11 protein-coding genes and 1 tRNA gene are annotated in these 13,896 nt (G+C 72.0%); 11 read left to right on the top strand and 1 reads right to left on the bottom strand.

The window, feature by feature from the left end; all coding sequences use genetic code 11:
- Positions 1-27 precede the first annotated feature (27 nt).
- The 11 genes from AC0VX4_RS08495 (at position 28) to AC0VX4_RS08445 (ending at position 12,420) form a co-directional block, all read left to right on the top strand.
- A complete protein-coding gene (locus tag AC0VX4_RS08495) occupies positions 28-1,839 on the top strand; it encodes an ABC transporter ATP-binding protein (RefSeq protein ID WP_475464246.1) in 1,812 nt (603 codons plus the stop codon).
- Positions 1,840-1,899: 60 nt separating this feature from the next.
- Positions 1,900-2,823, top strand: coding sequence for a 16S rRNA (adenine(1518)-N(6)/adenine(1519)-N(6))-dimethyltransferase RsmA (gene rsmA / locus AC0VX4_RS08490; RefSeq protein WP_144826170.1), 924 nt, complete (start codon positions 1,900-1,902; stop codon positions 2,821-2,823).
- A complete protein-coding gene (locus tag AC0VX4_RS08485) occupies positions 2,820-3,788 on the top strand; it encodes a 4-(cytidine 5'-diphospho)-2-C-methyl-D-erythritol kinase (protein ID WP_065573322.1) in 969 nt (322 codons plus the stop codon). The genes rsmA and AC0VX4_RS08485 overlap by 4 nt, the downstream gene beginning before the upstream one ends.
- A gap of 65 nt (positions 3,789-3,853) precedes the next feature.
- Positions 3,854-5,695, top strand: a complete 1,842-nt coding sequence (locus AC0VX4_RS08480; RefSeq protein WP_475464245.1) for an ABC-F family ATP-binding cassette domain-containing protein — start codon at positions 3,854-3,856, stop codon at positions 5,693-5,695.
- A gap of 140 nt (positions 5,696-5,835) precedes the next feature.
- The gene (locus tag AC0VX4_RS08475; protein ID WP_036384942.1) at positions 5,836-7,329 is read left to right on the top strand and encodes a sugar transferase; all 1,494 of its coding nucleotides are present in this window, start codon (positions 5,836-5,838) and stop codon (positions 7,327-7,329) included.
- A gap of 64 nt (positions 7,330-7,393) precedes the next feature.
- A tRNA-Gln gene (locus tag AC0VX4_RS08470) sits at positions 7,394-7,465 on the top strand.
- 37 nt (positions 7,466-7,502) lie between these two features.
- The gene (gene glmU, locus AC0VX4_RS08465) at positions 7,503-8,996 is read left to right on the top strand and encodes a bifunctional UDP-N-acetylglucosamine diphosphorylase/glucosamine-1-phosphate N-acetyltransferase GlmU (RefSeq protein ID WP_475464244.1); all 1,494 of its coding nucleotides are present in this window, start codon (positions 7,503-7,505) and stop codon (positions 8,994-8,996) included.
- A 118-nt stretch (positions 8,997-9,114) separates the two neighbouring features.
- A complete protein-coding gene (locus tag AC0VX4_RS08460) occupies positions 9,115-10,095 on the top strand; it encodes a ribose-phosphate diphosphokinase (RefSeq protein ID WP_020627447.1) in 981 nt (326 codons plus the stop codon).
- A 2-nt stretch (positions 10,096-10,097) separates the two neighbouring features.
- Positions 10,098-10,844 carry a signal peptidase I gene (gene lepB, locus AC0VX4_RS08455; protein ID WP_419404042.1) on the top strand — a complete coding sequence of 249 codons (747 nt, stop codon included), beginning with the start codon at positions 10,098-10,100 and terminating at the stop codon, positions 10,842-10,844.
- Between the two features lie 72 nt (positions 10,845-10,916).
- On the top strand, positions 10,917-11,513 hold the full coding sequence (locus AC0VX4_RS08450; protein WP_144824657.1) for a glycosyltransferase family 25 protein: 597 nt from the start codon (positions 10,917-10,919) through the stop codon (positions 11,511-11,513).
- A 12-nt stretch (positions 11,514-11,525) separates the two neighbouring features.
- A protein-coding gene (locus tag AC0VX4_RS08445; protein WP_098471311.1) for an IS5 family transposase occupies positions 11,526-12,420 on the top strand; the annotation gives its coding sequence in 2 pieces (ribosomal slippage) (positions 11,526-11,882 and positions 11,884-12,420; 894 coding nt in all).
- A 333-nt stretch (positions 12,421-12,753) separates the two neighbouring features.
- Here the strand turns inward: AC0VX4_RS08445 and AC0VX4_RS08440 are convergent.
- Positions 12,754-13,878 (bottom strand): PqqD family protein, encoded by a 1,125-nt coding sequence (locus tag AC0VX4_RS08440; RefSeq protein ID WP_475464243.1) that lies wholly within the window; start codon positions 13,876-13,878, stop codon positions 12,754-12,756.
- Between the last annotated feature and the right edge of the window lie 18 nt (positions 13,879-13,896).

Here is a 13,896-nt window from a genome sequence, read left to right as displayed (position 1 = left end):
CCAGGCCCGGCCCCTAGGATGGGCGACGTGCTGACCCGACTCCTCAAAGCCCGGCTGCCCGAGGGAACGCAGTACCTGGTGGACCGCCCCATGCGGATCCGCCTCGTGTTCGTGGTCCTCGGGTCCGTCCTCGTGGCCGGCCTCGAGATGGTGGCGCTCGCCTCGATCCTCCCGCTGGTCAGCCTGCTGACCTCGGGTGAGCTGGGTTCCCCGGTGCTCGAAGGGCTGCTGGCCCGGTTCGGGGCCGTGACGGTGCCGGAGCAGACGGTGGCCTTCGCCGTCGTGATCGTGCTGGCCTTCCTGCTCAAGGCGATCCTGGTGCTCGCGTTCCGCTGGTGGACCATGGGGTTCACCAACCAGAACCTCATCCGCACGTCCGCCACGCTGCTGCGCTACTACCTGCGGGCCGACTACGGCCTGCACCTGACGCGCACGGTCGGCACCCTGGTCAACAACGTGACCGGCACCTCCAGCATGGCGTACACGGGCGTGGTGAACGCGTCCGTCACGTTCCTCACGGAGGCCGTGACGCTCGTCGCGGTGGCGGTCGTGGTGGGCGTCTCCATGCCGCTGACGGGGCTCGGGATGGCCCTGTACTTCCTCGCCGTCGCCTGGGTGATCAAGACGGTGATCCGCCGCCCGGCCTCGCGTCTGGGCTGGACCCTGGTGACCTCGGGGGAGCGGGCCAACACCGCGGCGCTGCAGGGCCTGGAGAACTACAAGGACGTGAAGATCCGCGGCAACGACTCGGCCTTCATGGAGGAGTACCGGGCCGCCCGCGCGGAGAGCGCGGAAGCCACGCGGCTCAAGATGATCCTCACGATGATGCCGCGCTACGTGCTCGAGGTCGCCTTCGTGGCCGCCATCGCGGCGCTCGTGGCCGTGGCCTTCATCCAGGGTCGTGGCGGGGAGGCGTTCGGCTCGCTCGCCCTGCTCGCGATGGCCGGCTTCCGTGTGCTGCCGTCCATGGCCGCGCTCATGGCCACCACCAACGAGATCCGCACCTCCTGGCCGGCCTTCGAGCGCACGACGGCGGAGCTCGCCGCCGCGCAGCCGGTCCTGCACGCGGCGGACCGGCCCTACGAGCGCGTCACGTTCGAGGAGTCCATCGAGGTGCGGGACGCGTCCTTCACCTACCCCGGCAAGGCCGAGCCGGTCCTGCGGGACATCGACCTGCGCATCCCCTTCGGCTCCTCGTACGCCTTCGTGGGCGGCAGCGGTGCCGGCAAGACCACCCTGGTGGACCTGGTCATCGGCTTCCACCACGCGCAGCGCGGCGGGGTCTACGTGGACGGGGTGGAGCTCGAGGCCAACCCGCGCGGCTGGTGGGACAACGTGGCGTTCGTCCCGCAGTCCGTCACCGTGGTCAACGGGACGGTGCTGCACAACGTGCTCCTCGACGTCGAGGCCGCCCAGACGGCGGACCGGGCCGAGGTGGAGCGCGTGCTGCGCGAAGCCCAGCTGGGGCAGTGGCTGGACGAGCTCCCCGACGGCCTGGACACCGTGATCGGCGAAGGGGCCGTCGGCGTCTCCGGCGGCCAGCGCCAGCGCCTGGGCATCGCGCGCGCGCTCTTCCGGCGACCCCGCCTCCTCGTGCTCGACGAGGCGACGTCGGCCCTCGACAACCTCACGGAACGCCGGGTCACCGAGGTGATCGAGTCGCTGCGCGGACGGATCACGGTCATCGTGGTCGCCCACCGTCTCTCCACGGTCAAGCGCTGCGATCAGATCGTGCTGATGGACCAGGGGCGGATCCTCGGCCAGGGCACGTTCGCCGGGCTGCAGGAGACGAGCCCCGAGTTCCGCGAGCTCGTCCGGCTCGGTGACCTCTCCACCTGAGCGGAGCCCGCGCCGCTGCGCCCCGGTTACCCTGTCCGGCGCCCCGATAGACTCGCGGGCATGGTCCAGCCCTCCCCGCACCCCGCCCCCGCCCCGCTGCTGAGCGCCGCGGACGTGCGGCGCATCGCCGCCGAGCTGGACCTGCGTCCCACCAAGCAGTGGGGCCAGAACTTCGTGATCGACCCGAACACGATCCGGCGCATCGTGCAGGCCGCGGACGTGACCGCGGACGAGCACGTGCTCGAGATCGGCCCCGGGCTGGGCTCGCTCACCCTCGGCCTGCTGGACGCGGCCGCCGCCGTCACCGCCGTCGAGATCGACCCGGTCACCGCCGCCCGCCTGCCGCGCACCGCCGCCGAGTTCCGCCCCGGGGCCGAGGACGCCCTCGCGGTGCTGCACGCGGACGCCATGACGCTGAGCGAGCAGGCACTGGCCGAGGTCCGGCCCGCTGCCGCGGCCGGCGGCCCCACCGCGCTCGTGGCGAACCTGCCCTACAACGTGGCCGTGCCCGTGCTGCTGCACGCGCTCGCGGTCCTGCCGGGGCTGCGGCACGGCCTGGTCATGGTGCAGGAGGAGGTCGCGGACCGTCTCGCGGCCGGGCCCGGCTCCAAGGTCTACGGCGTGCCGTCCGCCAAGGCGGCGTGGTACGCAGACGTGCGCAAGGCGGGCACCATCGGCACCCAGGTGTTCTGGCCGGCTCCGCGCATCCATTCCGGGCTGGTCGCCTTCACCCGGCGCGAGCCGCCGGCGGGCGGCGCGTCCCGCCGGGAGGTCTTCGCCGTGGTGGACGCCGCCTTCGCCCAGCGCCGCAAGACCCTGCGCGCCGCGCTCGCCTCCTGGGCGGGGTCGCCGCAGGCGGCGGAGGACGCCCTGGTGGCCGCCGGCGTGGACCCGCGCGCCCGCGGCGAGGCCCTGGACATCGCGGCCTTCGCGAGGATCGCCGAGCACGGCCCGCGGCGTGCGGCGGAGGAGGTGAGCGCATGACGACGGAGGACCTCGGCCTCGACCCCACGGCCCGGCACGTCACGGTCAGCGCCCCCGGCAAGGTGAACCTGTCCCTGCGGGTGGGACCCCCCGGCGCGGACGGCTACCACCCCGTGGCCACCGTGTACCTGGCCGTCAGCCTGCGGGAGACCGTCACGGCGATCGCGCGCACGGACGGGAGGATCACCGTCGGCCCGTCGGGCCGCCACATCAGTCTGGTGGACACCGAGGACGTGCCCTGGGACGAGCGCAACCTCGCGCACCGCGCCGCCGCGCACCTGCGGCGCACCCTCGGGCTCGATCCTGACACCCACGGCGTCCACCTCGAGGTCGCCAAGCAGGTCCCGGTCGCGGGCGGCATGGGCGGCGGCTCCGCCGACGCGGCCGCCGCGCTGCTCGCGTGCAGCGCCCTGTGGGAGACCGGGCACACCCGCGCCGAGCTCGCCGAGCTGGCCGCCCCGCTGGGTGCGGACGTGCCCTTCAGCGTGCTGGGCGGCGCCGCCGTCGGGCTCGGGACCGGGGCGGAGCTGACCCCCGTCGCGGCCCGCACCCCGGTGCATCTCGTCCTCGTCCCGGCGGACGCCGGGCTGTCCACCCCCGTGGTGTTCCAGACCCTGGACGAGCTGCGCCGGGAGGGCCACCTGTCCGACGGGCCGACGCGTCCGGAGGTGAACGAGGCCGTCCTGCGGGCCCTCACCGCGGCCGATCCGCTCGAACTCGCCACCGCCATGGACAACGACCTGCAGACCCCGGCCGTCGTCCTGTTCCCCGAGCTCTCGGACGTCCTCGACCTCGGTATGGACGAAGGCGCGCTGCGCGGCATGGTCTCCGGCTCCGGCCCCACCCTGCTCTTCGTGGCGCAGGACGAGGCCTCCGCGCTGCGGCTGGCCTCGGCCATCGAGGAACGCACGGGCGTGCGCGCCCTCCCCGTCCACGGCCCCGTGCCCGGCGCCCACGTGCTGTGACACCCGGCGGGCACCCCCGCCGCACCCGACCACCCCTCCTCCGTCCGGAAAGGACCACCTCCTCCATGGCCCACCTGCTCGGCGCCGAGAACATCGGCATCGCCTTCGGCACCCGCACCGTCCTCGAGGGCCTCTCCCTCGGCGTGGATGAGGGGGACCGGATCGGACTCGTGGGCCGCAACGGCGACGGCAAGTCCACGCTCATGCGCATCCTCGCCGGCCTCCAGGAACCCGACACGGGCCGCGTCACCCGCCGCGGCGGCGTCCGCGTGGGCGTGCTGGACCAGCAGGACCGGCTCGACCCGGAGCACACCGTGCGTCAGGTCGTGGTCGGGGACGTGGACGACCACGTGTGGGCCTCGGACCCCAAGGTCCGGGACGTCCTGGGCGGACTCCTCGACGGCTTCGACTTGGAGCAGTCCGTGCGGGGCCTCTCCGGCGGCCAGCGCCGTCGCGTGGCCCTGGCCCGTCTGCTCGCCGGGGACGACGACGTCCTCTTCCTCGACGAGCCCACCAACCACCTGGACGTCGAGGGCGTCGCGTGGCTCGCCCGCCACCTGAAGCAGCGCTGGCGCCCCACCGACGGCGGCCTCGTGGTGGTCACCCACGACCGGTGGTTCCTCGACGAGGTCTGCACGCGCACGTGGGAGGTGCACGACGCCACGGTGGACCCGTTCGACGGCGGCTACGCGGCGTGGGTGCTCGCGCGCGCGGAGCGCTCCCGGCAGGCGGCGGTGACGGAGCAGAAGCGTCAGCAGCTCGTGAAGAAGGAGCTCGCCTGGCTGCGCCGTGGCGCCCCGGCACGCACGTCGAAGCCGAAGTTCCGCATCGAGGCGGCCAACGCCATCATCGAGGACGTCCCCGCCCCGCGCGACTCGGTGTCCCTGGCGAAGATGGCCACGGCCCGGCTGGGCAAGGACGTCCTCGACCTCGAGCACGTGAGCCTGACGCTGGGGGAGAAGCCGATCCTCGACGACGTCACCCTGCGCCTGGCGCCCGGCGAGCGGCTCGGCGTGGTCGGCGTCAACGGTGCGGGCAAGTCGACCCTGCTGCGCCTGCTCGACGGGCGCATCGCCCCGGACTCGGGGCGGGTGAAGCGCGGCAAGACGGTGGTCTCGGCCACCCTCACCCAGGACGTGAAGGAACTCGACGACGTCGCCCACCTGCGCGTCGCCGAAGTCATGGCCCGCGAGGGCTTGTCCTTCCAGGTCGGGGACCGCGAGATGTCCTCCGGCCAGCTGCTCGAGATGCTCGGCTTCGGCACCTCCCGGCAGTGGACTCAGGTCTCCGAGCTCTCGGGCGGCGAGCGCCGGCGCCTGCAGCTGCTGCGCCTGCTCGTGGGCGAGCCCAACGTCCTCATGCTCGACGAGCCGACCAACGACCTGGACACGGACACCCTGGCCGCCGTCGAGGATGTGCTGGACGGGTGGCCGGGGACCCTGGTGGTGGTCTCCCATGACCGTTACCTGCTCGAGCGCATCACCGACCACCAGGTCGCCCTGCTCGGGGACGGCAAGGTCCGCGGCCTGCCGGGCGGGGTGGACCAGTACCTCGAGCTGCGCGCCGCGATGGACGACGCCGGCGGCCCGGCCCGGGGAACCGGCGCGGCCCGAGGCCGCAACGACGTCGTCGGGACGTGCGCGGGCATGGGCGGGCCGGAGGAGGACACCGGACCCACCGAGGCGGAGCGTCGGCTGGCCCGCAAGGAGATGGCCCGGCTCGAGAAGCAGATGACCCGGCTACGGGACCGCAGGTCCGGCCTCGAGGCGCGGATGGCCGAGCTGGGGCAGGCGCAGGACTTCGACGCCCTCACCGCGGCCTCCGCCGACCTGAAGGACCTCGACGCGCAGCTGGACGTCCTGGAGGAGGAGTGGCTGCAGGCCGCTGAACTCGCCGAAGGGGACTGACCGGCGGGCGCTCACAGGAGGGTGCGGCGGACGGCACAGCCATTCACAATTTCCGACCTATAATCGGGGGCCGGGGCACAGCAATGTGCTCGACCCCCACGACGTGAACCATCCCCCACGTCAGGACGGAGGAGCAGAGCGTGATCGCGAGTCCCGGTGATGAGTCGACCACGCACCGCATGGGCTCGACGGCCCGCGGTCGTGTCCTGGGTCGGCCCTGGGAGCGGGGCCTTCCGCTGCTCGTCCTCATCGTGGACGTGGTCGCGGTCCTGCTCGCCACCTTCGTGTCGGCCCAGCTCCGCTTCGGCGGATCGCGGCGCACCACCCTCCCCGGCACCGAAATCATCGACTACAGCGTCATCAGCCTCGCGCTGAGCGCGGCCTGGGTGCTCGCGCTGACCATCCAGGGCTCGCGGGACATCCGGATCCTGGGGGTGGGCAGCGAGGAGTACAAGCGGGTCCTGCAGGGCACCCTCTATCTCTTCGGCACCGTCGCGATCCTCGCCTATGCGGCAGGTCTCGAAGTGGCGCGCGGCTACGTGGGCCTGGCGCTGCCGCTGGGCGTGCTCCTGCTCCTGCTGGGCCGGTTCCTCGTGCGCGGGTGGGTGGCCCGGCAGCGACACCGCGGCAGGTTCCGGCGGCGGCTCCTGCTCGTCGGCGGCCCGAAGGCGGTCCGGCACATCTTCCAGGCCCTCGACTCCGAGGCCGGCGCCGGCTACGCCCCCGTGGCGGCGGCTCTCCCCGGATACAAGGCCCGGCAGGCGGACTACCTCCCGATACCGGTCTCCACGGACCTGGACACCGTGGAGGACGTGGTCGCCCTCGTGGAGGTGCGCGACGTCGAAGCCGTGGTGATCACCTCGGGCCATTCGTTCGTCCCCGGGGACGTCCGCCGACTGGGCTGGGAGCTGCAGGAGCGCGGCGTCTCCCTGATCATGGCGCCCGCGCTCGTGGACGTCGCCGGACCCCGCCTCCACACGCAGCCCCTCGCGGGTCTGCCGCTCATCCACCTCTCCACTCCGCGCCTCTCCGAGGGCAAGGCGTTCGCCAAGCGGGCGTTCGACGTCGTCGCGTCGGGTCTGGGCCTGATCGCCATCTCGCCGCTGTTGATCGCCGTCGCGATCGCGGTCAAGGCCACGGACGGCGGGCCGGTGCTGTTCCGGCAGGAGCGGATCGGTCTCGGCGGCAGGCCGTTCACCATGCTCAAGTTCCGTTCCATGGTGGTGGACGCCGAGGAGATCCGGCAGCGGCTCGTCTCGGACGGCGGGGATGCGGACGTGCTGTTCAAGATGAAGGACGACCCGCGCATCACCCGGGTCGGCAGGCTCATCCGCCGCACCAGCATCGACGAGCTGCCCCAGCTCGTGAACGTGCTGCGGGGGGACATGTCCCTCGTGGGCCCGCGGCCCCACCTGCCGCACGAGGTCGAGGCCTACGAGCAGTACGTGCACCGCCGCTTCCTGGTGCAGCCCGGCATCACGGGCCTCTGGCAGGTCTCCGGCCGCTCCGACCTCCCGTGGGAGGAGGCGGTCCGCCTGGACCTCTACTACGTGGAGAACTGGTCCATCCTGGGCGACCTCGTGATCCTGGGCCGGACCGTCAAGGCCGTGATCGCCGCCGACGGCGCCTATTGACCCCGGATCCGCGCGACCTGTGTGGAAGAATGGGCCGTCGTCGCCGCCCCCTGGGGTCCGGCGCTCCGCCCTGGTGTAATGGCAGCACGCCGGCCTTTGGAGCCGTGCAGTCTAGGTTCGAATCCTAGGGGCGGAACACCCGTCCTCTGACCTCCACCGGTGCAGGAGCCCTCATGTCCCAGCCGTCCCCCCGTCCCTCCGCCGTGATCGTCCTGGCCGCGGGTCAGGGCACCCGCATGAAGTCGACGACGCCGAAGATCATGCATGCGATCGGGGGGCGCTCCCTCGTGGGCCACGCGCTCGCGGCGGCCTGGTCGCTCGCGCCGGAGCACCTCGTGGCCGTGGTCCGGCACGAGCGGGCCCGCGTGGCCGAGCACATCGAGACGGTGGCGGCCCAGCTGGGCATCGACGCGCTGGCGATCGCCGACCAGGACGACGTGCCGGGCACCGGCCGCGCCGTCGAGCTGGGCCTGGCCGCCCTGCCCGCGGACCTCGAGGGCACCGTCGTGGTGACCTACGGCGACGTCCCGCTGCTGACCCCGGAGACGCTCGCCCGCCTCGTCGCGGACCACGAGGCGGACGGCAACGCCGTCACCGTCCTCACCGCCACCCTCGAGGACGCCACGGGCTACGGCCGCATCGTCCGCGACGCCGAGGGCCTAGTGGAGCGGATCATGGAGCACAAGGACGCCCTCGCCCACGCCGAGTCCACGGGGGACGACTCCTTCGTGGCGATCCGCGAGGTCAACTCCGGCATCTACGCCTTCGACGCCGCCCTGCTGCGCCGCACCCTGCCGGAGATCTCCACGGACAACGTGCAGGGTGAGAAGTACCTCACGGACGTGCTCGGCATGGCCCGCGCCGAGGGCGGCCGCGTCGCCTCCGTGGGCACGGACGACGTGTGGGAGGTCGAGGGCGCCAACGACCGCCGGCAGCTCTCCGACCTGGGCCGCCAGCTCAACGACCGCGTGCTGCGCGGCTGGATGAAGAAGGGCGTCACGGTCGTCGACCCGTCCTCCACGTGGGTGGACGTCACCGTCTCCCTCGCCTCGGACGTCACGCTCAAGCCCGGCACCCAGCTGCACGGCACGACGTCGGTGGCCACGGGCGCCGTCGTCGGCCCGGACTCCACCCTCACGGACACGCAGGTGGGGGAGGGCGCCGTGGTGAAGCGCACCGACGCGACGGAGGCCGTGATCGGCGCGGGCGCGACCGTCGGCCCGTTCACCTACCTGCGCCCGGGCACGGTGCTGGGGGAGGACGGCAAGATCGGCGCGTTCTACGAGACCAAGAACGTGACCGTGGGCCGCGGCGCCAAGCTCTCCCACCTGGGCTACGCCGGGGACGCCGAGATCGGCGAGTACACCAACATCGGCTGCGGCAACATCACCGCCAACTACGACGGCGTCGCCAAGCACCGCACCGTGATCGGCGCGCACGTGCGCACCGGCTCGAACACGGTGTTCACGGCCCCGGTCTCGGTGGGCGACGGCGCCTACACGGGTGCCGGCGCGGTGGTCCGCGACGACGTCCCGGCCGGCGCCCTGGCGCTGAACGCCGTGGCGCAGCGCACCATCGAGGGCTGGGTGCCCGCCAAGCGCCCCGGTAGCACGTCCGCGCAGGCCGCTGAGGCGGCCGGGGCGACGGTCGCGGACGCCGAGGGCTGATCCCTCGCGCCCTAGGATGGGTGCGAGGACCGGGCCGCTACGGGCGGCCGACGCCGACGCCGGGCGCCCACCGCTGTCGGTCCTGGAACGCGAGACCACGAAGGATGTTGAGGACGTCATGACGGAGCTGAGCCGCAGCGAGGACAAGCGACTGGTGCTGGCCACGGGCCGCGCCCACCCCGAGCTCGCGCAGGAGATCGCCGAGGAGCTGGGCACCGAGCTGCTCCCCATGAGCGCCTACGACTTCGCCAACGGCGAGATCTACGTGCGCTCGGGCGAGTCGGTGCGCGGCAAGGACGTGTTCATCATCCAGTCGCACCCGGCGCCGCTGAACAACCACCTCATGGAGCAGCTGATCATGGTGGACTCCATGAAGCGCGCCTCCGCCCGCCGTATCACGGTGGTCTCGCCGTTCTACCCGTACGCCCGCCAGGACAAGAAGGGCCGCGGCCGCGAGCCGATCTCGGCCCGTCTCGTCGCGGACCTGTACAAGACCGCCGGCGCCTCCCGTGTGATGAGCGTGGACCTGCACACCGCCCAGATCCAGGGCTTCTTCGACGGCCCGGTGGACCACCTGTTCGCCATCCCGCTGCTCGCGGACCACATCCGCTCCAGCGTGGAGGGCGAGGAGGTCACGGTCGTCTCCCCAGACACCGGCCGCGTGCGCGTGGCGGAGCAGTGGGCGGACCGCCTGGGCGGCGTGCCGCTGGGCTTCGTGCACAAGAGCCGGGACCTCACCGTCCCGAACAAGGCCGAGTCCAAGACCGTGGTCGGGGACGTCGAGGGCCGCGTGTGCGTGCTGATCGACGACATGATCGACACCGGCGGCACCATCGCCGGCGCCGTGCAGATCCTCAAGGACGCCGGCGCGAAGGACGTCATCATCGCCGCCACGCACGCGGTGTTCTCGGACCCGGCCGCCCAGCGTCTCGGCGAGTGCGGCGCCCGTGAGGTCGTGGTGACCAACACCCTGCCCATCCCGGAGGAGAAGCGCTTCGAGACCCTCACGGTGCTCTCGATCGCCCCGCTGATCGCCCGCGCGATCCGCGAGGTCTTCGAGGACGGCTCGGTCACCAGCCTGTTCGACGGCGTCGCCTGACCATGGCCGAGCGCGTCGAGTCGGCCCACGGGGACGACGGCGAGGCGGGCGCCGCGCCGCAGCCTCGCCGTCCGCGCCTGCCGTTCTGGGCCTCCCTGCTGGTGAACGTGGTGGTGGCCATCGCGGTCGTCGCCGTGGTGCAGGCCCTGTGGGTGAAGGTGTACTCGGTGCCGTCCGGCTCGATGGAGAACACCCTCGAGGTGGGGGACCGCATGCTGGTCAACCGCACCGCCTATCCGGACGGGATGGCCGACTCCCAGGACGTGGTGGTCTTCACGGCGAACGAGGACTGGGCGACCCCCGCGTCGTCGGAGGGGGCCGTGGAGAACGCCGTCCGCACGTTCGGCGACCTCACCGGCATCGGCCGCTCGCACGAGCAGGCGCTGGTCAAGCGCGTGGTCGGCACCGCGGGGCAGACCGTGGAGTGCTGCACCGCCGAGGGCGCCGTGACCGTGGACGGGGAGCCCCTGGACGAGCCGTACATCCACAACGACCTGCCGTTCCTCCGGGACGAGCTGGACTGCGAGTCCGAGGTGATGTCCGCGCGCTGCTTCGGCCCGGTCACCGTGCCGGAGGACTCGATGCTCGTGCTCGGCGACCACCGCTCGAACTCGGCCGACTCCGTGATCGCGTGCCGCGGCGTCCCCGCCGACCAGGCCGGGGGCTGCGCCCGCTTCGTCACCCGCGAGGACATCGTGGGCGAGGTCTTCGTGACCGTCTGGCCGCCCACGCACTGGGGCGGACACTGAGATACGTCGTGGTGGCGGCGTCGGGCCGGTGCAGACGCAACGGCCAGGTGAAGGGAGAGAGGTGAGCGATCAGTGGCAGTCAAGCCGCGCTCTCCGAGGTCCCGCATCATCCGTCGTGTCGTCATCGCCTTGCCGGACAGCACGCGCCTGTCCGGGTTCCGAGCCCAGCCGGGGGGTGAGGACTTTGAGGTGTTCGACGCCATCGACAATCGTTCGGGCTCGGTGACAGAGCGCTTCGATGTGGAGCGGTTCCGGGACTTTTTCCAGCGTGATCCCCGTCCCGGTGAGATCGGCTGCACCCTGAGCCACATGGGGGTCATGCGAAGTTTTGCCGAGGAGACCGGAGCTGACCGTGATCTGCTGCTTGTCGCGGAAGATGACGCGCGGTTTGCCGAGGATGCGGAAGCGGTGGTGCGAAGAATCGCACCATATGTTTCCACGACGTCCCTCGTCGTCCTAGCTGATCCCTACGGCCCCGCCGGACGGCGCGACCGATCCGTAGGGAGCAAGTCTGAGCATTTCGTCCAATTGTCACTTTTTGCGCGCCGATTCCCGCACCCTTCTCGCAGCGGTGTTGTAACCATGGGCCGCTGGAGTGCCGGGTTAACCGGCATGGGCTTGTATCTGGTCACTAGGGCGTGTCTGAGAATAGATGCACGAGTCAGCTGAGACCCTGGGGACATGTCCCGGTTCCAGATGCTCTCTGACACCCAATGGGAGTTGATCGCCCCGATGCTCCCGACCCGGACCGGCCGCGCCGGCAGGCCGTTCGCCGACGCCCGCACCATGGTGGAGGCGATCATCTACCGATACAGGTGCGGAATCGCTTGGAGGGATCTGCCCGAGGTCTACGGGCCCTGGCAGACCGTGTGGACCTGGCATCGGCGCTTGGCCGAAGAAGGCACATGGGACACGGTGCTGGCCACGCTGACCGCCGCCGCTGACGCCGAAGGCCTGATCGATTGGTCGGTCTCGGTGGACTCCACGATCGCCCGCGCGCATCAGCACGCGACGAACATCACCCGCCTCACAGGGGGATGGGTCGAACTACAAGAATCCGCGTGAGGAGCCGGCCGATCACGGCATCGGGCGCTCCCGTGGCGGGCTGAGCACGAAGATCCATCAGCTCGTCGATGGGACCGGGCTGCCGCTGGTCAGCCTGATCACCCCCGGCCAGGCAGGGGACTCCCCGATGCTGCTTCCTCTTCTGGCGCAGCTGCGCGTGACCCGGCCAGTAGGGCGGCCCCGGACTCGCCCCGAGGCCGTGCTGGGCGATAAGGCGTACTCCTCCCGGGCGATCCGCACCCACCTACGTGCCCGTGGGATCAAAGCGGTCATCCCCGAACCGGCCGACCAGCAGGGCCACCGCAGACGGCGCGGTGCCCGCGGCGGGCGCCCCGTCAGCCTCGACGCGGACGCCTACAAGGGCCGCAATGTCATCGAGCGTCAGTACGCTCACCTGAAGCAGTGGCGGGGTCTGGCGACCCGGTATGACAAGTACGCGATCATCTACAGGGCCGCTCTGGTCCTGAATGCTGTGCTCGCATGGTCAAAACGATTGTCAGACATGCCCTAGATCAGCCGCACGTGGCATCGTGCGGTCACTTGATGAGGAGTTCGGTGGGCGGCCTTGGTGGGCGGCCGACTACCACGGGTTCTATCGGGACGAGCTGGGCATCGATGTACTCGCCGTGCGCCCCAACCTCGCCGACTGGGAGGGGGAGTCGTCCATCCAGGACGGCGACCACGTGGGATGGCGCGCGACGAATGGCGGCAAGGCCTCACGCGTCGGCGTGGGCGAATTCCTGAAAGAGTGGCGCCACCGGGCGCTCCGTAGGGCACGGTCGACGAAGTTCGATCTCCGTTGGCGTCTGCGGAAGACACCGTAGGGACGACAGCTCGTGCCGACTCAGCCGGCCGTGGCCAGCTGAGCGGTGATCAGGGCGTCCATCGCCTCCCGCACCCGGGCCTCGGCGTCCTCGGGCACGGGCCCTTCGGTGCGGAGACGCGCCACCACGTCGGCGGCGGTCCGCGGCTCGTCCAGCAGGAGCCAGACGGCCGGGCCCAGACCGTCGAGCACGACCAGGCGCTCCGAGGCGAGCAGGACCAGGCGGCCGTGGTCGGTCAGGATGCCGTCGTCGACGGCGCAGCGGGACACCGCGCCCGGGCCCGCCGCACCGACCGAGGCCCGCAGCTCCGCGTCGGTGAGCGCCTCCCAGGCGGGGGTGACGGGCGTGGGCGGGGTCGCCAGGAGGCCGTCGACGACGTCCCGCAGGTCCTCCGCTTCGGCGTAGACCAGGCGTTGGGCGCCGCCGACCGCGTCGAGGACGCGGCAGAGCGTCACGAGACCGCGGGGGAGCCGGGCGAGGGAGGACGTCTGGGGGACGAGCGCCTCGAGCGCGGCCACGAGTTCCATGGCCTCCGCCCGCGGCGTCACCGGGCCTGCCGGATCCCGCACGCGGTCGAGCACGGCGATCCGGGCCAGCCGGGCGTCGGGGAGGGTCGGACCGAGACCCAGGTCGTCCGGGCCTCGCTGGGTCTTCGGCCGCACTCCCCGCGACCCCAGCACGGACAGCGGCTTGGGGTACGGGGTGACGGCCAGGCCGTCGGGGGCGATGATCGCGGTCTCGTCGGTGAGGTAGGCGAAATGGGGCCCCAGTCGGCGCGTGGCCGTCGTCTTGCCCGTCCCGGACGCCGCCACCAGGACGATCGCCGCCCCGGTGTCCGGTGCGGCGAGGCACGCGGCATGGAACAGCAGGTGGGTGCCGCGGGCGGACTCGATCGCCCGTGAGGTCGCCAGGAACACCAGGTCCTCGTGCCACTGGAGCCACGGACGTGCGGTGTCGGCGTCGCGGTGCGCATCCGCGCGGGCCGGCGGCTCCACGGCCTCCACACCGCATCGGGCCCAGGACTCGACGACCTCCGCCCGCTCGTCTCCCGTGAGGCCGCTGACCGTCACAGCATCGAGTCCGGCGCCGATGCGCAACGCGGTCGTCTCGCGCATGGCTTCGTCCTCCCCCTGGGTGCCGGGCATGGCTCACCCTCTCCATCC

The organism is Micrococcus sp. 63XJN7_8_ISO-PGPR-S23-253 (genome assembly GCF_056173425.1).
The sequence above is the reverse complement of the archived record's forward strand: the minus strand, read 5'-3'. Positions and strand labels throughout refer to the sequence as shown.

What these genes read in the sequence shown, in the direction of transcription:
- rsmA (WP_144826170.1), top strand. Translation starts at nt 1,900, where the DNA reads ATGGTCCAGCCCTCCCCGCACCCCGCCCCCGCCCCGCTGCTGAGCGCC.
- lepB (WP_419404042.1), top strand. Translation starts at nt 10,098, where the DNA reads ATGGCCGAGCGCGTCGAGTCGGCCCACGGGGACGACGGCGAGGCGGGC.
- AC0VX4_RS08485 (WP_065573322.1), top strand. Translation starts at nt 2,820, where the DNA reads ATGACGACGGAGGACCTCGGCCTCGACCCCACGGCCCGGCACGTCACG.
- AC0VX4_RS08480 (WP_475464245.1), top strand. Translation starts at nt 3,854, where the DNA reads ATGGCCCACCTGCTCGGCGCCGAGAACATCGGCATCGCCTTCGGCACC.
- glmU (WP_475464244.1), top strand. Translation starts at nt 7,503, where the DNA reads ATGTCCCAGCCGTCCCCCCGTCCCTCCGCCGTGATCGTCCTGGCCGCG.
- AC0VX4_RS08440 (WP_475464243.1), bottom strand. Translation starts at nt 13,878, where the DNA reads ATGCCCGGCACCCAGGGGGAGGACGAAGCCATGCGCGAGACGACCGCG.
- AC0VX4_RS08460 (WP_020627447.1), top strand. Translation starts at nt 9,115, where the DNA reads ATGACGGAGCTGAGCCGCAGCGAGGACAAGCGACTGGTGCTGGCCACG.